This window comes from Acidicapsa dinghuensis, from assembly GCF_025685685.1.
Taxonomy (GTDB): Bacteria; Acidobacteriota; Terriglobia; order Terriglobales; family Acidobacteriaceae; genus Acidicapsa; species Acidicapsa dinghuensis.
Window position 1 is genome coordinate 360,995 of record NZ_JAGSYH010000001.1, and the last position, 19,043, is coordinate 380,037.

General features: G+C 57.4%; 13 protein-coding genes. 10 read left to right on the forward strand and 3 right to left on the reverse strand.

What is annotated here, in order from left to right:
* Positions 1-2: 2 nt before the first annotated feature.
* Together OHL22_RS01395 and gltB are read right to left on the reverse strand one after the other, a co-directional pair.
* Entirely contained in the window at positions 3-413 is a 411-nt protein-coding gene (locus OHL22_RS01395; protein ID WP_263332433.1) for a DUF302 domain-containing protein, read from the reverse strand.
* Positions 414-522: 109 nt separating this feature from the next.
* Positions 523-5,022, reverse strand: coding sequence for a glutamate synthase large subunit (gene gltB / locus OHL22_RS01400; RefSeq protein ID WP_263332435.1), 4,500 nt, complete (start codon positions 5,020-5,022; stop codon positions 523-525).
* 310 nt (positions 5,023-5,332) lie between these two features.
* Here gltB and OHL22_RS01405 point away from each other — a divergent pair, with 310 nt between their 5' ends.
* The 9 genes from OHL22_RS01405 to OHL22_RS01445 all read left to right on the forward strand — a co-directional run bounded on the left by OHL22_RS01405 (position 5,333) and on the right by OHL22_RS01445 (position 14,969).
* Positions 5,333-5,794 carry an arginine repressor gene (locus OHL22_RS01405; protein WP_263332437.1) on the forward strand — a complete coding sequence of 154 codons (462 nt, stop codon included), beginning with the start codon at positions 5,333-5,335 and terminating at the stop codon, positions 5,792-5,794.
* Positions 5,795-5,804: 10 nt separating this feature from the next.
* On the forward strand, positions 5,805-6,872 hold the full coding sequence (gene argC, locus OHL22_RS01410; RefSeq protein ID WP_263332439.1) for an N-acetyl-gamma-glutamyl-phosphate reductase: 1,068 nt from the start codon (positions 5,805-5,807) through the stop codon (positions 6,870-6,872).
* Positions 6,869-7,651 (forward strand): acetylglutamate kinase, encoded by a 783-nt coding sequence (argB, locus tag OHL22_RS01415; protein ID WP_263332440.1) that lies wholly within the window; start codon positions 6,869-6,871, stop codon positions 7,649-7,651. The genes argC and argB overlap by 4 nt, the downstream gene beginning before the upstream one ends.
* An 11-nt stretch (positions 7,652-7,662) precedes the next feature.
* Entirely contained in the window at positions 7,663-8,937 is a 1,275-nt protein-coding gene (locus tag OHL22_RS01420) for an aspartate aminotransferase family protein (RefSeq protein ID WP_263332442.1), read from the forward strand.
* Entirely contained in the window at positions 8,930-9,943 is a 1,014-nt protein-coding gene (argF, locus tag OHL22_RS01425; protein ID WP_377819801.1) for an ornithine carbamoyltransferase, read from the forward strand. Before OHL22_RS01420 ends, argF begins: the two co-directional genes overlap by 8 nt.
* A gap of 51 nt (positions 9,944-9,994) precedes the next feature.
* Positions 9,995-11,335, forward strand: a complete 1,341-nt coding sequence (gene argG, locus OHL22_RS01430; protein ID WP_263332444.1) for an argininosuccinate synthase — start codon at positions 9,995-9,997, stop codon at positions 11,333-11,335.
* Between the two features lie 18 nt (positions 11,336-11,353).
* Positions 11,354-12,808, forward strand: a complete 1,455-nt coding sequence (gene argH, locus OHL22_RS01435; protein ID WP_263332446.1) for an argininosuccinate lyase — start codon at positions 11,354-11,356, stop codon at positions 12,806-12,808.
* Positions 12,795-13,313 carry a GNAT family N-acetyltransferase gene (locus tag OHL22_RS01440; protein WP_263332448.1) on the forward strand — a complete coding sequence of 173 codons (519 nt, stop codon included), beginning with the start codon at positions 12,795-12,797 and terminating at the stop codon, positions 13,311-13,313. The genes argH and OHL22_RS01440 overlap by 14 nt, the downstream gene beginning before the upstream one ends.
* A 189-nt stretch (positions 13,314-13,502) precedes the next feature.
* Entirely contained in the window at positions 13,503-14,969 is a 1,467-nt protein-coding gene (locus OHL22_RS01445) for an ATP-binding protein (RefSeq protein ID WP_263332450.1), read from the forward strand.
* Between the two features lie 12 nt (positions 14,970-14,981).
* On the opposite strand, the gene OHL22_RS01450 is transcribed toward OHL22_RS01445, so the two are convergent.
* Positions 14,982-15,272 (reverse strand): hypothetical protein, encoded by a 291-nt coding sequence (locus tag OHL22_RS01450; RefSeq protein WP_263332452.1) that lies wholly within the window; start codon positions 15,270-15,272, stop codon positions 14,982-14,984.
* 350 nt (positions 15,273-15,622) lie between these two features.
* Between OHL22_RS01450 and OHL22_RS01455 the strand changes: the two genes are divergently transcribed.
* Positions 15,623-18,631, forward strand: coding sequence for a WD40 repeat domain-containing protein (locus OHL22_RS01455; RefSeq protein ID WP_263332454.1), 3,009 nt, complete (start codon positions 15,623-15,625; stop codon positions 18,629-18,631).
* The last annotated feature ends 412 nt before the right edge of the window (positions 18,632-19,043 follow it).

Genomic DNA, 19,043 nt, shown 5'->3' on the forward strand with positions numbered 1-19,043 from the left:
GCTCATGCCTGCTGCGTTGGCCGCACGGCCTCATCTACAATCAGCCGGATTCCGGCGATATTCCCCTTCAGCTCTTCCGGAAATCCATGCCGCTGTTGCAGGTATTCCGGCGTGTTGTAAGAGACCCAGACCTTGCCGTCTGCGTCTTCCCATACCAGCGCTTTCAACGGCAGATCAAGCGCCAGCGTGGGTGCCGCTAGCATCAGAGGAGTTCCTGCCTTCGCATTACCAAAGATCACCAGCTTGGTAGGCTTCATCTCCAGCCCCATAGCCGCTGCGCCGCCGCTATGATCGATCCGCGCCAGCACCGGGATTCCCAGCTTCTGAAGGATTGCTCCGAGGCGCTCAAGCGTCTCGTCCACACTATAGGGACTGCCGCAATGCACCATGCCATGATCCGGAAAATCAGCCATCTCAAACCTCATCTATCACTGCCGCGAGTTGGATGATACAAGAAAGGCCGGTGATTCGAAATTCACCGGCCTCGCTCAAGGTTAATAGGAGCAGTTATGTCAGCGCCGCCTACACCTGAACCTTCGGTGTAAGCCTGATCAGATTCTTCGCCAGCTTATCCCACTGCGTCAGCAGTACCTTGGCGCAGGAGCTTGTGGTCTTCGCATGATGCAGCTCCACCAGCTCATAGATCGAGCGTTGCGCCAACTGGTCCAGATCATCAAACCGCTCGGCAATCAGGAAGTCCTCGTGATACAACCCCTTCTCGATGAAAGCCGCCTTGTCGTCATAGACCCATGCAAGGCCACCCGTCATGCCCGCGCCAAAGTTGATGCCAGTATCGCCGAGAACCACCACCAGTCCACCGGTCATGTATTCGCAGCCATGGTCGCCAACACCTTCTACAATCGCCAGCGCGCCTGAGTTGCGCACAGCAAAGCGTTCACCCGCGCGACCCGCGGCGTAGAGAGCACCAGAGGTTGCTCCATACAGAGCCACGTTGCCGAGGATCGTGTGCTTCGTGCTTTCGCGCGCAGCGCGTCCCTCTGCGCGCAGAATCAGCTCACCACCGCACAACCCCTTACCAACAAAATCGTTGGCAAGGCCAAGCAGCTTCAGCGTCATACCCGGCGCGGCAAAAGCGCCAAAAGACTGACCTGCCGTTCCCTTCATGTCGAAGGTCAGCGACGAGCCTGAAGCCGTGGGATTATTGTTGCGGAAAAGCGCAATCTGTCCCGCCAGCTTTGCTCCCAACGTACGGTGCCCATTGTGTACCGTCGTTGTCACAGAATAAGGCTGGTTCGATCTGTACGCGGCCAAAGCAGGCTCAACCCACGCGTCATCCAATGGTGGTTCCGGATCAGGACGATCATTACGTCCCCCCATCCACCGAATTTCGGTACCAGGTTCCGAAACCATCACGCCCGCGCCAAGCACCGGCTTCAGATCCAGATTGGCTTCAAAGCGAACCTGCTCTAAAAGATCGGTACGTCCTGTTGCGGCCTGTAGTGAAGGCAGTCCCAGAGACGCGAGCAGTTGCTGCAGCTCACTGGCTAGCTCTTCAAAGAAGCGAACTACATGCTCCGGCTTGCCGCGGAACTTGGCCCGCAGCTCCGGCTTCTGTGTCGCAATGCCGGTTGGACAGGTATTTAGATGACACTGCCGCGCCATATCGCAGCCAAGCGCGACCAGCACCGAAGTGCCAAACGCAAACTCATCCGCGCCCAGCAATGCAGCGATCAGGATGTCCCGAGCCGTACGCAAACCGCCATCGGTACGCAAACGCACACGCCCGCGCAAGCCGTTGTGGATAAGCACCTGCTGCGCTTCGGCGAGGCCAAGCTCCCAAGGATCGCCTGCGTACTTGATGCTCGAAAGCGGGGAAGCTCCCGTACCACCGGCGTGCCCGGCAATGACGATATAGTCGGCATAAGCCTTCGCGACACCCGCAGCCACAGTCCCCACGCCGCACTCGGAAACCAGCTTCACGCCCACGCATGCCTTCGGATTCACGCGCTTCAGGTCATAAATCAGCTGAGCCAGATCTTCAATCGAGTAGATATCGTGATGAGGTGGAGGGCTGATCAACTGCATGCCCGGCTGCGCATGACGCAGACGAGCGATTAGCTCCGTCACCTTGTGTCCAGGAAGCTGTCCACCTTCACCGGGCTTTGCACCCTGCGCAATCTTGATCTCGATCTCTTCCGCATGGATCAGGTATTCCGCAGTTACGCCAAAGCGTCCACTGGCTACCTGCTTGATCTTGTTGTTCAGCAGCGACGGCGCACCGTCCACCAACGAGTAAACCGCAGGATCTTCGCCACCCTCGCCCGTGTTGGAGCGGGCGCCAAGCAGATTCATCGCCTGCGTAATCGTCTGATGAGCCTCGGGCGAGAGAGACCCAAAGCTCATCGCCGAAGCGATAAACCTCTTGCAGAGATTTTCCGTAGGCTCCACATTTTCGACCGCGAGCTCAGCACCCGCAGGCCGGATTTCCAGCAAGTCACGCAAATGCGCCGGATGATCTTCGCTGGCCTGTGTTGCAAAGCTGGACCAGGGAGCAAGCGCCAACGCTGCACCTTGTTTCGTCGATCCCATCACAGCCTGCAGAGCACGCACCGTCTGCGGCTGCCAGGCATGAGACTCGGACTCATCTGCCTTGCGGAAGCGAACAAAACCATAGTCCGGGAGATCCTTGATCGCCGCCGGAGCGATGGCCGTCACCATTGCGCCACCGTCTTCCGGTTGATCGCCCCCTTCGCTGTACGATGGCAGATTGCTCCACGACTGACGCACGAGCTTCTCAATGCCGGCAAAACCCACGCCGCTCAACGGCGACGGTGTGCCTACAAAGCACTTGTCGATCACCTCGTCAGCCAAACCAATTGCGTCGAAAAGATGCGCGCCGCGGTAGCTATCCACCACGCTGATACCCATCTTCGACATGATCTTGGCCAACCCCAGTTCCATGGCATGAATCATGTTGACTTCGCCATGATCGGCATTCTGCGATCGCGCTGTCTCAAGCGCCAGCCACGGACAAATCGCCCCCGCACCCATGCCAAGAAGCACAGCGATATGATGCACATCACGGCAATCGCCCGCTTCCACAGCTAGACCAACCTCCGCGCGTACACCGGCATCGATCAGTGTGCGATGAACTGCGCCCAAAGCCATCGCCATCGGAATCGGCAGCGTCTGCGGTGAAGCCGTGCGATCCGAGAGCAGCAGCACCTTTGCGTGATCACCCACCAGATCCTTTGCCTGATCACAGATGCGATCCAGCGCGCTCTCCAAAGACTCTTCCGGAGAGAACACACAGTCCAACACCTCAAGCGGCAGATCCTGCGCCAGCGGATGCTCCTTCGTCTTGAGCGCCTGCATCTGCGCCAGAGAAAGAATCGGCGAACGCAACGACAACCCGGGCAGCGGCTCACGCGGCTCAAAGATATGCGGCCATGGCCCCAGACGCGTATGCATCTGCAACACAACTGCCTCACGCAGCGGATCGATCGGCGGATTCGTCACTTGCGCAAAGCGCTGGCGGAAGAAGGCATATACCGACCGCGGCACACGCGCCAACGGAGCAAGCGCCGTATCGTCGCCCATCGACCACACAGCTTCCTTCCCTTCGCCGGCCATCGGCGCGAGAATCATCCGCACCTCTTCGCGCGTAAATCCAAAACCATGCTGCAGCCGGTTCATCTCTACCGGATCGAGCGCCGGCACATGCTCATCGGCAATGATCAGCGGCGTATCGCCTCGAACCAGATCTTGATAATGTCCCTGCCGGTCAAAACGCTCCAGCAGCTCCTCGTTCTCAAGAAACTCGTGCGTCTCCAGATCCACCAGAATCATCTGCCCCGGTCCAAGACGGCCAGAGTGAGTCACCCGCTCCGGATCCATATCGACAAGGCCAGCTTCGGAGCCCACCACCACCAAGCCATCCGAATCCAACGCAAACCGGCAGGGCCGCAGTCCATTCCGATCCAGAATTGCACCGACCTGCCGTCCATCGGCAAACGCCAGCGCTGCAGGCCCATCCCACGGCTCTACACAATCACCCGTATATTGCAGAAATGACGAGGTGTTGCCATGATTCGCCGGCGGCACCAGCATGCGCAGCGCTTCCGCGGTCGTGCGGCCATTCTGCGAAAGCAGCTCGACCACTTCATCCAGCGAAGTAGAATCCGACCCCCCAACCGTCAGCACCGGATGCAGATCCAGCGACAGCGTAGCCGCGCGAGCATCCATCCGCGAACGGTTGCCCCATATCGTATTGATCTCGCCGTTGTGAGCCAACGTACGACAAGGCTGTGCGCGATCCCAGCTTGGCAGCACATTCGTCGCATAACGCTGATGAAAGATTGCAAACGGCGTCACGAATTCCGGATTTGCCAGGTCTGGATAAAACTGCGGAAACAACCGCCCTGCGCAGAGCGACTTATAAATGATCGTCGAAGAAGAGATCGAAGCCACATATCCCGGCAGTGCCGAGCGCTCAAACTGTTTGCGCGCAAGATATAAGCGGCGATCAAAATCCGCGGAATCTTCCGTCGTCATCAGCACATGCCAGATATTCGGCAGCGTCGAAGCAGCAATCGAGCCAAGTATCTGCGGACAGATCGGCACAGGACGCCACGCCAGCACCTCGATCTGCTGCGCCTTCAACGCCGATTCCAGCTCTTCACGCGAAGCCAGCGACTCGCCTTCCAGAAACACCACAGCCACACCCAGCGGCTTTTCGCGGTCCAGAGATATTCCCAGCGGCCCCAGCAGCAGATCGCGTGGAATCGCCGTCATGACACCGACGCCATCGCTCGACTTGCCATCAGCCGCGACAGCTCCACGATGCTCCAGACGCGCCAGCGCCGTCAGCGCATGCTGCAAAATCGCGTGCGAAGGTTCACCAGAAAGCTGTGCAACAAATCCGACTCCACAGGAATCGTGGTCAAATCGAGGATCAACTAAAGATTTGGACTGAGACAGACGCTGGCTGGAAAAACGCGATCGGCCCGCATCGTGAGATGCAAGGCTTGGAATATCCGAATGAAGGCGATGACGGTCCATACGTTACTATACGACCTCTTGAATTGGGAAATCCAGTTTTGCAACAAGTGAGGCGATAGAAGACTCCCAACGCCAGGAAATTTCGCGTCCCCACGCGAGAATGCACTGGAAATCGGGCAATCGCTTCGACAGGAGTAAAAGTGAACGGCGTGGTTCACTGCCCAGAAAAGGCGAAGTAAATTTACAACAACCGCTTTGCATATTTATACAAAGTGCCGTATATTTATGCAAGCGCGGTTCCGTTTGGGAGCCGCGCTTTCGCTTTGCTTACTGCGCGTATGAATGCAGTGTAAAAGAGGAATTTGGGTCAATGAAAGCAGAACGTCACAATGCGATCCGGGAGCTCGTTTCGAGCGCGGCCATTCAGAACCAGGACGATCTGCGGCGAAAGCTGCGGCGGCGCGGATTTGCAGTAACCCAGGCCACGCTTTCCCGTGACCTGCATGAGCTACATCTCCTCAAGGGCCCCAGTGGTTATATGCTGTCCAATGGCAATGGAAACGGTCCTGTACGCAATGAAGACGAAGACCGCCAGCCCAGTGCCGCGCAGGTACTAAACACCTTTGGCTTGCGCAGCCAGCGCGCTCTGAATCAGGTTGTCATCACAACGGTCATGGGTGGAGCGCAGCCAGTAGCTGCGTCCCTTGATTATGAACAGTGGCCCGGCGTGGTTGGCACCATCGCGGGTGACGACACGGTACTCGTGATCTGCGCCGATATTCGCCAGGCAAACGCAATACAGACAAGAATGCTCGAATTGCTGGAAGGGTAAAGCGGTAAAGATGAGTCAGGCAGTACAAACAGCAGTCATCGGTGTCACCGGTTATTCCGGGGCTGAATTAGCTCGTCTCCTCGTGCGTCATCCGCGCCTCAAGGGCAAACCGCCCATCTTCGCAGGGCGCGTCGACGAGCAGCATCAGAAGCAGGGCGGCATTCCCTTGCGTGAGATCCATCCGCAGCTCATCGACAGCCATGGCGCCGGCGACATCCGCGTACAGCCTTTTTCGTGGGAGCTATTCGAAGATCTGGGCGTCGATACCGTCTTCCTCGCAACGCCGCATGAAGCCTCGCGCGAGATGGTTCCCGAGGCTCGTAAGCGCGGTTTTCGCGTCATCGATCTCAGCGGCGCCTGGCGTCTTGAAGAAGCCGCCAATCGCGCCGTCTACAAATTTGAAGACGAAGGCTCTGCCGATGCGCTCTTCATGCAATCCCAGGCGGTCTATGGACTCCCCGAATTGCATCGCAAAGAGATCGCCGGTGCGGGGCTTGTCGCCAATCCCGGCTGTTATGCAACCTCGGTGATTCTCGCGCTCAAGCCGATTCTCGCCGCAGGCCTGGTCAATATTGACTGCGGCATCATCTGCGACTCCAAGAGCGGCGTCAGCGGTGCGGGCAAGGCTCCCACCGCGCGCACGCACTTCATGTATGCAGCCGACAATCTCTCCGCATACGGCATCTTCTCGCATCGCCACACCGGTGAGCTGCTGGAGCAACTTAGTCTCGATGCGTCGTCCATCACCTTCGCGCCGCATCTGCTGCCCATTCCACGCGGCATTCTGTCTACGGTGTATGTGCGCTTCAATGGCGCGCAGACCAGCAGCGCCATCGAGGCCTGCTATCGCGACTTCTATCACGGCAGCCCGATGGTGCGCTTGTACGGCGCAAACCTGCCGCAGATTCAATACTCTGTCCGCACCTGCTACGCAGACATCGGATTCCAGTTATCCAAAGATGGGCAGCGCGGAGTCATCGTAAGCTGCCTCGACAACCTTCTGAAAGGCGCCTCTGGCCAGGCTGTGCAAAATCTCAACGTGATGCACGGCTGGGGTGAGGCGGAGGGTTTGGAATGAAATATGTAATTAAGCTGGGCGGCGCAGGCCTCGAAAATCCGACGCTGCTGCAAGGCTGTGTGCGAGCCATCGCCGACCTCGCACGCGACGGCAATCAGGTCGCGGTCGTACACGGCGGCGGCATGCAGTTAACGCGAACCCTCGCCGACCTCGGCAAACAAAGCCAGTTCGTAAACGGCCTTCGCGTCACCGATAAGGAAACGCGCGACGTAGCGCTTATGGTTTTCGCTGGCCGCGTCAATAAAAGCCTCGTGGCTGCTCTCGGCGCGGTAGGCCAGCCTGCGATGGGGGTCTCTGGTGGCGACGGGTTGATGTTTCGCGCGCGCAAAAAACGCACTGACCCTGACTTGGGTTTTGTTGGTGAAATCGCCGCCACCGATCCGCGCTGGATCGAGAGCATCTGGGCCCTCGGCGGCGTTCCTGTTATCTGCTCCATGGCGCTCGGCTTCGATGGCGAATACTACAACATCAACGCCGACGAAATGGCTTCCGCCTGCGCAACCGCCTGCCGCGCGGATGCTCTCGTATTTTTAACAGACGTTCCCGGCGTCAGGGGTTCCAATGGAGAGGTGATGCGCTGGCTCAGCATCGACCAGATCGCAGAGATGGCCAAGAGCGCCGTCATCTCCGGAGGTATGTTGCCCAAGCTCAGCGCCTGCCGCGAAGCTCTGTTACGCGGCGTCAAGCGTGTGCGCATTCTTCCTGCGGAAGCCGCGCATGTTTTGCCTGATTTCAGTTCTTCGCGCATTGCCGAAGGCACGGAAGTGATGGTTGCTTAAGGATGGGAGAGATGAAGCTGGAAACAATTCGTGCCGCAGAAGCCCGTCTTCTGCTATCAACCTATGAACGCAATCCCCTGCTCTTTGAGCGCGGCGAAGGCGTTTATCTCATCGACGAGAACGGCGACCGCTATCTCGATCTGCTCAGCGGCATCGGCGTCAACGCCCTTGGCTATGGCAATCCGGTCATCGAAGAGACCATCGCGCGGCAGAGCAAGCGGCTGATCCACACCTCGAACCTCTTCTTTCATGAGGGCCAGGCTGAGCTTGCACTGCGTCTCACCGAGCGCTCCGGTCTCGATCGCGTCTTCTTCGCCAACACAGGCACCGAGGCTTGGGAAGCCGCGCTGAAGATTTCGCGCGCCTATGCAGGGTTGCTCCGCTCCGAGGGCAGAAACATCGGAACAAAGTTTCTCGCGCTTGAGCAAAGCTTCCACGGGCGCACCTTTGGTGCTGTCTCCACAACTCACAAGGCCAAATATCGTGAGCCCTTTGGCCCCGTCGTTCCTGGCGTTGAGTTCGTGCGTTTCAATGACATCGACGACCTAAATGCCAAGTTCTCCAACGAAGTCTGCGCCATGCTCATCGAGCCGATTCAAGGCGAGGGCGGCATTCGTCCTGTTACGCAGGAGTTCTTCGCAGCAGCTCGTGAGCTAACCCGCTCCACAGGAGCGCTGCTCGTCGCCGATGAAATTCAGGCCGGCCTGGGGCGCACCGGCAAGTGGTTCTCTTATCAGCACTATGGCATTCAGCCTGATGTGACAACTCTGGCAAAGCCTCTCGCCGGAGGCATCCCTCTTGGCGCGATGCTCTGCACCGAAGAGGTGGCTCGCGCCATTCATGCAGGCATGCACGGCACCACTTTTGGCGGAGGGCCTCTTGCCTGCGCCGTTGCCATCGCTGTGATCGACACCATTGAACGTGAGGGCCTGCTCAATCACGTCACTGAAGTCGGCGACTACTTCCAGGATCGACTCAAGGCTTTGGCGACAAGGCATGACTCCATCGTAGATGTCCGTGGCAAAGGGTTAATGCTCGCCGCGGAAGTGAACTCTGCCGATCTCGGCAAGCTCATCGTGAAGGAAATGCTGCGTCGCAGGATCATCATCAACTGCACCAGCGATACAGCGCTGCGCTTCCTGCCGCCCTACATTCTGCAGAAAGAGCATGTAGACACGGCGATCGCAGCGCTCGACGAAATCCTCGCCGAACACGGCAAGGATCATGCGACAGCAGCCGCTGCGCATCAGGCTGCATCAATTCAGGGAGGAGAGATTCGTGGCTAGCAAAGCATTCATGGAGCGGCAGGCAGCCGCAATTCCCGTAAATCAAGACCCGGATGTGCTCGCTGCGGCAGCCCGTATGGCTGGCGAAGATCTCTGCTCCATCAGCGATCTCTCCAGCGCCGAGGTGCGCGCCATTCTCAAGCTCGGCCACGACGTCAAGTGCAATCCGCGCGCTTACCGCCACGCGCTCGATGCGAAGCAGATGGTGCTGATGTTTGAAAAAGCCAGCCTGCGCACCCGCCTCAGCTTCGAGACCGGCATCAACACCATGGGCGGCAACGCCATCTTTGTCGATCACACCAGCTCACCACTCGGCGAGCGCGAATCCATCTCCGATGTAGCCCGCAACGTCGAGCGCTGGGTCGACATCATCATCCTGCGCACTTACGCCCACGACACCATCACCGAAATGGCCGCAAACTCGCGCGTGCCTGTCGTCAATGCGCTCTCCGACTTCGAGCACCCATGCCAGGCCCTCGCCGACTTCATGTCGCTCGAAGAGCACTTCGGCTCGGTCAAGGGACTCAACTTCACCTACGTAGGCGACGGCAACAACGTCTGCCATTCACTGATGCTCGCCGGCGCACAGCTCGGAGCCAACGTCACTGTAGCTACACCACGCGGCTACTCGCCCGACATCGAAATCGTCACACTCGCCCGCGCCAAGGCAGAAGAAAACGGCTGCGAAATTCGCCTCACGCAGGACCCGCAAGCCGGAGTCGAAGGCGCAGACGCGGTCTACACCGATGTATGCGTCAGCATGGGCTTTGAGCACGAAGCTACCAAGCGCGCACCGATCTTCCGTCCCTTCCAGGTCAACGAAGCACTCATGTCACGCGCCAGCTCTGGCGCCGTCTTCATGCACTGCCTGCCTGCGCACCGCAACGCAGAGGTAAGTGACGCAGTGCTCGACGGCCCGCAGTCCATCGTCTTCGATCAGGCAGAAAATCGCATGCACGCGCAGAAAGCACTGCTGCTTCTCTTGCTTGGTGGACTTTCTCTTTAACCCGCTTCCATTGAAGCGGACTGCTTTCATTTTTCTTGAGGTTTTTCGCGCATGTCTGTCATTCTTGAATCCCTGCCCCTCGGCCAGAAGGTCGGCATCGCCTTCTCCGGCGGCCTGGACACTTCCGCTGCCCTGCACTGGATGAAACAAAAGGGCGCCATCCCCTACGCATACACTGCCAATCTTGGCCAGCCCGACGAAACCGATTACGAAGCCATCCCGCGCGCCGCTCTCGAATACGGTGCAGAAAAGGCTCGCCTCATCGACTGCCGCGCCCAGCTCGTCCGCGAAGGTATCGCTGCGCTTCAGTCCGGAGCCTTCCATGTCAGCACTGCCGGTGTTCACTACTTCAACACCACCCCGATCGGCCGCGCCGTAACCGGAACCATGCTCGTTGCCGCCATGAAAGAAGATGACGTCAATATCTGGGGCGACGGTTCTACATTCAAAGGCAATGACATCGAGCGTTTCTATCGCTACGGACTGCTCGTCAATCCAAACCTGCAGGTCTATAAGCCCTGGCTCGACGCCACTTTTATTGACGAGCTAGGCGGACGCGCCGAGATGTCTGCCTTCATGCAGCGCTCCGGCTTCGCCTACAAGATGTCTGCCGAGAAGGCCTACTCCACCGACTCCAACATCCTCGGTGCAACCCACGAAGCCAAGGACCTCGAGCATCTCTCCTCGTCCATCCGCATCGTCGCTCCCATCATGGGCGTCGCCTCGTGGCGTGACGATATCGAAGTCAAGCGCGAAGAGATCACCATCCGCTTCGAAGAGGGCTTCCCTGTCGCCCTCAACGGCAAGCAATTCGACGATCAGGTAGAGCTCTTACTCGAAGCCAACCGCATCGGCGGCCGCCACGGCCTCGGCATGTCCGACCAGATCGAGAACCGCATCATCGAAGCCAAATCCCGCGGCATCTATGAAGCTCCAGGCCTTGCCCTGCTGTTCATCGCTTACGAGCGCCTAATCACCGGCATCCATAACGAAGACACCATCGAACAGTACCGCGAGAATGGCCGCAAGCTGGGCCGTCTCCTCTATCAGGGCCGCTGGTTCGACTCCCAGGCCATCATGCTTCGCGAGTCCGCCCAGCGCTGGGTCGCCAAGCCCATTACAGGCGAGGTCACAGTCGAGTTGCGCCGCGGCAACGACTACTCCATCCTCAACACCGAGTCACCTAATCTCACCTTCCATCCCGAGCGCCTCAGTATGGAGAAAACCGCATCCATCTTCTCCCCGCGCGACCGCATAGGCCAACTCACCATGCGCAACCTCGACATCACCGACACCCGCGACAAACTCCTCATCTACGCTCAGACCGGCCTGCTGACGCTCAGCAAAGGCAGCGAAATGCCCCGGCTCAACAGCAGTAAAGAGACGGAATAACCGAGGTAGGCCAAAACAATGTCCAATGAACAACAATCCGGCAAGATGTGGTCAGGCCGTTTCCGCGAACCTCTCGATGCCGAGTTCGAAGCCTGGCAGAAATCTATCGTCTTCGACTGGCAGCTCTTGCAGGAAGAAGCCGCAGCCAGCAAGGCGCACGCCTCAGCCATCGCCGCCGCCGGCATCCTCAGCAGCGATGAGCTCTTCCACCTGCGCGCCGCCCTTGACGACATCGCTGCTGAATACAGCACTCCCGAAAACGCCGCGAAGGTCCGCGATCATGCCATCGCCGAAGATATCCATCACTTCGTAGAGCTGGCCCTCACCGAAAAGCTCGGCTCGCTCGCGCTCAAGCTGCACACCGGCCGCAGTCGCAACGAACAGATCGCCACCGACCTCCGCCTCTACGTTCGCAAACAGATCGGGTTCACCATACAGACGCTCGCAGCATGGGCGCTCGCGCTCGTCGAAAAAGCAAAATCCGCCGGCGACGCAATCATGCCCAGCTACACGCATCTGCAGCGCGCCGAGCCCGTTCTTATCGCACATTGGCTGCTCGCCTATGCCGAGATGCTCTTGCGTGATATCTCGCGTTTGCAGGACTGCTCAGCTCGTCTCAATTACTGCCCGCTCGGTTCAGGCGCCATCGCCGGCGCAACCCTGGCTCTCGACCGCACAATCGCTGCCCGCGAGCTCAGCTTCACCGCTCCCACGCCTAACAGCATGGACGCCACCAGCGACCGCGATTTCGTCCTCGAATACCTGCAGTCGCTAACCTTCGTCGGTCTCCACATGAGCCGCTTTGCTGAAGAGGTCACTCTCTTCGCCACAGCCGAGTTCGGCTTCGTCCAGCTTCCTGAAGCCTTCTCTACCGGCTCCAGCGCCATGCCGCAGAAGAAAAACCCCGATCTCACCGAGCTCGTCCGCGCCAAGGTGGGCCGCATCCATGGCGCTGCCGAGGCCGTAACGCTCCAGATCAAAGGCCTGCCGCTCGCCTACAATAAAGACATGCAGGAGACTCAGGAGCCAGCCTTTGCCGTGCGCGGAACCGCGCAGACGCTGCAGTTGCTGGCCCGCTTCACCGCAGCCCTCCAGTTCAACACCAGCCGTATGCGCGAAGCCGCCGAATCCGGCTACCTCAACGCCATGGCCGCCGCCACCTACCTCGTCCACAAGGGAATTCCCTTCCGTAAGGCTCACGAGAAAATCGGTAACGCCGTGCGTTTCGGTCTGGAAAAAGGCGTTGAGCTCAACGCTCTCTCGCTCGAAGAGCTTCGTCAATTCGGCGAAGAGTTCCAGCAGGACTTCTTCTCAGCCATCACCCTCGAAGCCACGCTCGACTGCCACGACGTCATCGGCGGCACAGCCCGCAATCGCGTTAAGCAGGCGCTCGCCGCGACAGAAGAAAAAATCCGCGCAGTTTTAGACGTGGCATCAACCGAGCAACCGGAGGCAGTTCATGGTCGTGCGTAAAGCGCGCCTTCAAGACGCCTCCAACATCTTCGAACTCGTCAACAGCCTCAGCGGCGATGGCACCTTGCTCAAACGCAACTTCGCCGAGATCTGCGAGAACATCCGCGACTTCACCGTAGCCGTATCCGACACTGAAGTCTTCCTCGGCTGCGGGGCGCTTCATCTCTATGGCCCGCATCTCGCCGAGGTGCGCTCCATCGTCATGCGTCCCGGCGCCAAGGGTCAGGGTGCGGGTGGCCGCGTTCTCAAGGCCCTCATCGAAGAGGCCGAAGACCACGGCATCCAGTCCGTCTGTCTCTTCACGCGCATTCCCGATTTCTTTTTCAAATACGGCTTCCGCGTCGTCGAAGACAAAGCTGACCTGCCCGACAAAGTCTTCAAAGACTGCCAGAACTGTCCTCGCCTGCATCGCTGCGACGAAGTAGCCATGGTCCGCGGCAAGATCCCCAAGATGTCCATCCTCGGCCCACGCGAAGAGGCCCGCGAACTCGTCCGCCTCGGCTAACGGTCTGCTCCTCTTGGGGCATTGAGCGCCCATTCTCCAAGCTGATACAGTTGCATCCATCCGGAGATCGCCGCAATCCCTCGTCAAGCTCATGCCGAGCGCCAACGCTTGACCAGCTTCGTCGCGCCGGAAAAAAGATGATCTGAGCTGCGTCCACAGCGCAGCGTGGAGGACGCCATTCAACCCCGCATGCGATTGGGAGATCTGCTGATCCAGGCCAAACTGGTCAGCCCTGAACAGGTAGCGCGCGCTCTTGAAGCCCAGGCCACCAAAGGCGGCCGCCTCGGCGATCACCTCGTTGCCTCCGGAGCCATCGACCACGAAAGGCTCGAATCCTTCCTCCATCGCATTCCCGCGGAGCCAGCCAATCTCCTCTCCACCAACATCGATCCGGCAGAGCTCATGAGCATCCTGCTCAAGAACATATACGTGGATCATCTCGAGTCTGTCCGGCAATTCATCGAAGCCATCAAGCTGCCGTACAACATCATCGTCGATCTGGTTCAGATGGGCATCGATCGCCAGCTTCTGCGCACACTCGGCCAGCGCTCCGACAGTCCTCTCGATCTCTGCTACGCCTTCACCGATGGCGGCCAGCGCTGGGTCATCGATGCGCTCAAACAAATGCGCTATGCCGGCCCCGCGCCTGTCACGCTCGACGAATTCAGTCAGCAGGTCAACCTGCAAAAGATCACCAATGAGCTCATCACCGTCGAACGCATACGCAAGGCCTTCGGCAAGCTCGTCGTCGAAGAGCGCATCGTCGAGCAGGCAGGCCCAGCGCTCAATTCAGGCCGCGCCATGCTCCTCTACGGGCCTCCGGGCAACGGCAAAACCACCGTCGCTCTCAGTTTTGCTAACGCATTCAACGACGTGATCTACGTTCCCTATGCCGTTTATGTCGAGGGCCAGATCATGCGCGTCTTCGACCCCAGCCTGCACGTACCACTCAAGAGCGACGAACTCGTCGATCATGGCATCCTTTCCTTCGTGCGCCGCGAAGTCTACGACGCGCGCTGGATTCCCTGCCGCCGCCCATTCGTCCTCACTGGCGGCGAACTCACGCTCGAAATGCTCGATCTCCGCTACGACACGCAGGCAAACTTTTACGAAGCTCCTCTGCACGTCAAAGCTCTCGGCGGCTGCTTCGTCATCGACGACTTCGGCCGCCAGCTCGTCACGCCCACCAATCTCCTCAATCGCTGGATCGTGCCGCTCGAAAGCCGCGTCGATTTCCTCAAGCTGCACACCGGCAAGAGCTTTACCATCCCATTCGAAGAGATGGTTATCTTCTCCACCAATCTCGATCCTGAAGATCTCATGGACCCGGCTTTCCTCCGCCGTCTGCCCTACAAGATTGAGGTTTCCGGGCCAAGTATCGATATCTACCGCGAGATATTCAATCGCGAATGCGAAAAGCAAGGCATGACGCTGCCTCCGGAAATACTCGAATACATCGTCTATAAGCTCACGCAGGATAAAGGTCTGGAACTCGCCGCCTACCAGCCCAAATTCATCGTCGATCAGGTGGTCGCTACCTGCAAATTCCTGGGTCAACCCACCCACTTTGAGCCGCGCTACATCGAATACGCTCTCGACAACCTGCGCGTTCGCCGCAGCGGCAACAGCAACAAGGTCACGAGCGCAAAGGTCTGAAGCCGGAGCGCTTCACTTATCCAGAAACCCGCTCACCAGCGCAGCCCACTCCTCTTCAAGCGCCGCGCGATGAAATTGTTTGCCGGCCCTCTGGTACCAGTAATCGGCATTCCACTCCTCGCCTTCTTTGCGATGCAGGTACGCGTGTACCGCCATCCCCTCTCGCGTCTCCAACTCATCCACCAGCGAATGCGCCTTGGCCCAGTCGCCCTTTCCGTCCCACCACAACGCCTCAAGCGGCACAGTGAGCCCTTCAGGCGGCGAGCCTGCTGCAAGGGTCTGTTCGAATTCCTCTTCGGTCATAGCATGCTCCATCGATTTGCGCCACGTTTGCACCGAGCAGTAGCGGTCAATCTGAATCTGCCGCTTTGATTATGGCACCCGTTCGGGAATGAAGGGACGCAATGGCGTTTATGGAGACCGATCCTGTCTGTCCGACAAAGTTCGCTGAGTGCATTGGCCTGTTGGCAATAATTGACTGTTTGCCGCGAACACGGATTGCTTCCGATAAGCCGACGTGTCGTTTTTAATCCGGACTGTATCACTACGTTTGGCAATCTAGTGCAAATTCGAAATCGTCCCAATGTGAGCTAAACCTTCCGATGCTATACTCGCCAGCACAAAATGCACTCAGATACGCGCGAGGTTGACTCATGGAAGCAGGGTCGCAGACGACCAAAGACCGGCTACTCGTGACAATACACGGCATTCGAACCTTTGGTCACTGGCAAGAGCGGCTCGGTAAGATGGTGAAATATGAGGATCCAGGAACTGAGTCCCTGCATTACCAATACGGCTATTTCTCCGCCATAGCTTTTCTAATTCCGTTCGTGCGGGATTTGGTCGTAGGCAGGTTCACCAGGGCCCTAAATTCATATTGCAAGGGGCGCACTTGGCAGCGGATCGATATCGTTGCCCATAGCTTTGGAACCTACATAGTTGCCAATGCTTTGTTGGGCCGAAAGTTGGACAAAAGGATCCGTGTGCATACGCTCATCCTGGCCGGGTCTGTGCTGAAGGCCAACTTTCCCATCGAGCGTCTGCTTGAGAGTCGCGTCAGGCGCATCGCCAATGAGTGTGGTATTCAAGACTCCGTGCTTGTGCTCAGTCAAGTTGCTTCTATTGGAACAGGTATGGCCGGACGAAGCGGAATCGTGGGTTTCCAAGGCGAGAGGTTTCAGAACCGGTTCAACAATTTTGGGCACGGAGGATATTTCGATAATGATGACGCTTACATGAGACGAGAGTGGTTGCCCTTGCTGACTGATAACGCGCCGATGTCACCGAGGCCGTATCCCACTGCACTGAGTAACGCCAAAGGGGCGATGCTTTTCCTGATTAACAATGCAGATGTCTTGAAGGTCATGTTGTGGATGTCAATCCCGTTACTTCTTGCCCTCTATTTTTTCCTATTACGTAACCAGGCCAATAGGGCGGAAGAACAAGCGAGAGCCGCGTTGCATGATTCACAGACGGCCCAAGCCCGAGTTTCTGAGGTTTTAAAAAAGGTCGAATATGAGGCAACACTGGCCGATTCCGGGCGCTTGGCAGGCGTGGCAATGCTCAATAGTGCCAACAATATTGATGTGTCCGCACTTCTAAGCGTTAACGCATATCTGACTAAGAGCACGTTCGACACCAGAAATTCAATGCTACACGCTCTTCAGGCGGATCAGGGACTGCTGGCGATACTAGACCGTTCACAAACGGCTTGGTATCAGCTGGCAGTAGATCCCAAAAGTGGAATGCTCGTCGCAGGTAACGAGGACGGAACTATAGAGATCTGGAACCTGATAACTCGTAAAACACTAGGACCGTTAATGGTGACCCCTTACGCACCTATCGTCGGTTTAGCAGTGAGCCCGGACGGCAAGACCCTTGCCACAGGAGGATACATGCCAGACCATCAAGGAGATTGGGCAATTCAACTATGGGACCTCGCCAAGCGTCACCCCTTGGGTGATCCCATTATTGAGCGCGGTCCGGGTGCAGTCATCTATAGCATAGCCTTCAGCCCAGATGGCAGGATTCTGGCCTATGGCGGCTTCGGCGGCGAAGTTTCGTTTTTGGATACCCGGACACATCACAAGGTTGGAAATCCAATCCTTTTGCCCGGTACGGTCCGGAGCATTGCATTTAGTCACGACGGTCGAATGCTGGCCTCAGCAAGCGTTGACGGGACGGTGGAACTATGGAGTGTCGAAACTCACGGACCTATAGGCGATCCGATGGATGGTGGGGGAGATCTACTAACCGTGGCGCTTGATGCCGACGACCAGCTATTGGCATCTGGCGGATTGAACACGAATCTCCGCATCTGGAATATGGCAACGCATCGTTTGATAAAAGAAATTCCAGATACGGATAATGTGAGCGATTTAGCGTTTAGCTCTGACGGTCGTAGCCTTGTAGCTGCGGATTCAAACGGACTCGTGCGGTTGTGGCGACTGTCAAATGATGCGAGAGATCTAGCGAAGATAGAACAGATCGCAGACCTGACAGGCCATTCGGGAACGGTTTCAGGGGTCGCATTCAGTCTCGACGGTAAGTTCATCACTTCCGCCGGTTCTGACGGAACTGTTAGATTATGGGACGCTCAGCACCAAGTGCCTCGCTTGGGGTACTTGCTTGCAGGCGAGGGAGATGCGGTATTCACTGTAGGCTTCAGCGCTGACGGAAAAACCCTCGCTTCATCTGGCTCAGACGGTACGATTCGACTGTGGAATCCGGAAACCCGCAAGCATTTGGGGGTACCATTCGGGCGCTTTTTAGGTCCACAAACCTCATCCTCTATCTGGGAAGCCTCCGGGGTTGCCTTTAGCGCAGACGGCAACTGGTTAGCTTCCCTTGATCGCAATGAGGCACGACTATGGCATAAACCTATCGGACAAACTTTGCCCGAGAATCTCGACAGTTCAAAGAGCGTGGCCTTCAGTCCCGACAGTCAACAATTGGCTCTTGGGGAATACGACGGCAGTATCAGGATTAAGGACTTGAGCAGAAACAAATGGCTAACACCCCTCTGCTGCCATACCGACAGTGTTGAGAGCATGGCCTTCAGTCCGAATGGCAAGCTTTTTGCGTCGGTCGGCGCGGAAGGTGATGTGCGTGTGTGGAGTACTGCCAAGTACATGTCCGAGGGAAAACCATTGTTGTGCAAGAACGACCGTGGATTCGCCATATCTTTCAGTCCCGACAATAAACTGTTAGCGGTTGGTTACTCAGATGGAACTGTGAGGCTCTGGGACGCTATGACTCATGAAGAAATCGGAGAACCTCTGAAGGGCGATTTCAATTCTGAAATTAAGAGTGTTGCTTTCAGCCACGATGGCATACTTCTTGCGGCGGTAAGCTCGGGAGGGGACGGAGTACAGCTATGGGACCTCGCAAAGCGATTGCCCTTAGGCAAGCCGTTCCTTGGAGACCCCAACGACGAGGCAACGAGCGCGGCTTTTAGCCCAGACGATAAGCTCCTAGCCGTTGCAAATTCAGACGGAACGACATGGCTGTGGAATATCGATAGCCCCTCATGGATAGGCCCGCTGTGTGCAATTGCAAATCGGAATCTCTCTGCTAGGGAGTGGCGGCAGTTCTTCAGCGATAGAAGCTATCAGGTAACATGTCGCAACTTCCCTCCTGGTAAAGGTATTACGCGGCAGTAACAGTCTTTAGAAGCACCAAAAGTTCATTGAACGGGCAATTTCATAATCAAAAAGAACCGGCATTCGTTACGAATAGGGAGCAACGCGGAGTTCGCAGCAGAGTAGGAACTAGTATCGAAGACAGAGATAAGCCCGATTGATCTCTAGATTTTTGTAGGCACATGCACCGCATAAGTTCTCATAAACATCATTCTCAGAAGTGATGAGCGCATTGGCGCTAAATCGCCAATGCGCTCATTGAGGAGATCGGTAATGACAAGTCCGCTTCTAGGAAGTGCTAACTCACCCGAAGTAACGGAATCCGTAATTCGAAATTCAAACCTACAAAGCCTGCTCCATGCGAGGGTACTCTTTGCACTCCGCCGTGTTACCCGAGCGTCATCCAAATGTTCGCCAAGTGGGAGATACGCGA

Coding starts and splice junctions, on each gene's coding strand:
- OHL22_RS01395 (WP_263332433.1), bottom strand. CDS start 413: ATGGCTGATTTTCCGGATCATGGCATGGTGCATTGCGGCAGTCCCTAT.
- gltB (WP_263332435.1), bottom strand. CDS start 5,022: ATGGACCGTCATCGCCTTCATTCGGATATTCCAAGCCTTGCATCTCAC.
- OHL22_RS01405 (WP_263332437.1), top strand. CDS start 5,333: ATGAAAGCAGAACGTCACAATGCGATCCGGGAGCTCGTTTCGAGCGCG.
- argC (WP_263332439.1), top strand. CDS start 5,805: ATGAGTCAGGCAGTACAAACAGCAGTCATCGGTGTCACCGGTTATTCC.
- argB (WP_263332440.1), top strand. CDS start 6,869: ATGAAATATGTAATTAAGCTGGGCGGCGCAGGCCTCGAAAATCCGACG.
- OHL22_RS01420 (WP_263332442.1), top strand. CDS start 7,663: ATGAAGCTGGAAACAATTCGTGCCGCAGAAGCCCGTCTTCTGCTATCA.
- argG (WP_263332444.1), top strand. CDS start 9,995: ATGTCTGTCATTCTTGAATCCCTGCCCCTCGGCCAGAAGGTCGGCATC.
- argH (WP_263332446.1), top strand. CDS start 11,354: ATGTCCAATGAACAACAATCCGGCAAGATGTGGTCAGGCCGTTTCCGC.
- OHL22_RS01440 (WP_263332448.1), top strand. CDS start 12,795: ATGGTCGTGCGTAAAGCGCGCCTTCAAGACGCCTCCAACATCTTCGAA.
- OHL22_RS01445 (WP_263332450.1), top strand. CDS start 13,503: ATGCGATTGGGAGATCTGCTGATCCAGGCCAAACTGGTCAGCCCTGAA.
- OHL22_RS01450 (WP_263332452.1), bottom strand. CDS start 15,272: ATGACCGAAGAGGAATTCGAACAGACCCTTGCAGCAGGCTCGCCGCCT.
- OHL22_RS01455 (WP_263332454.1), top strand. CDS start 15,623: ATGGAAGCAGGGTCGCAGACGACCAAAGACCGGCTACTCGTGACAATA.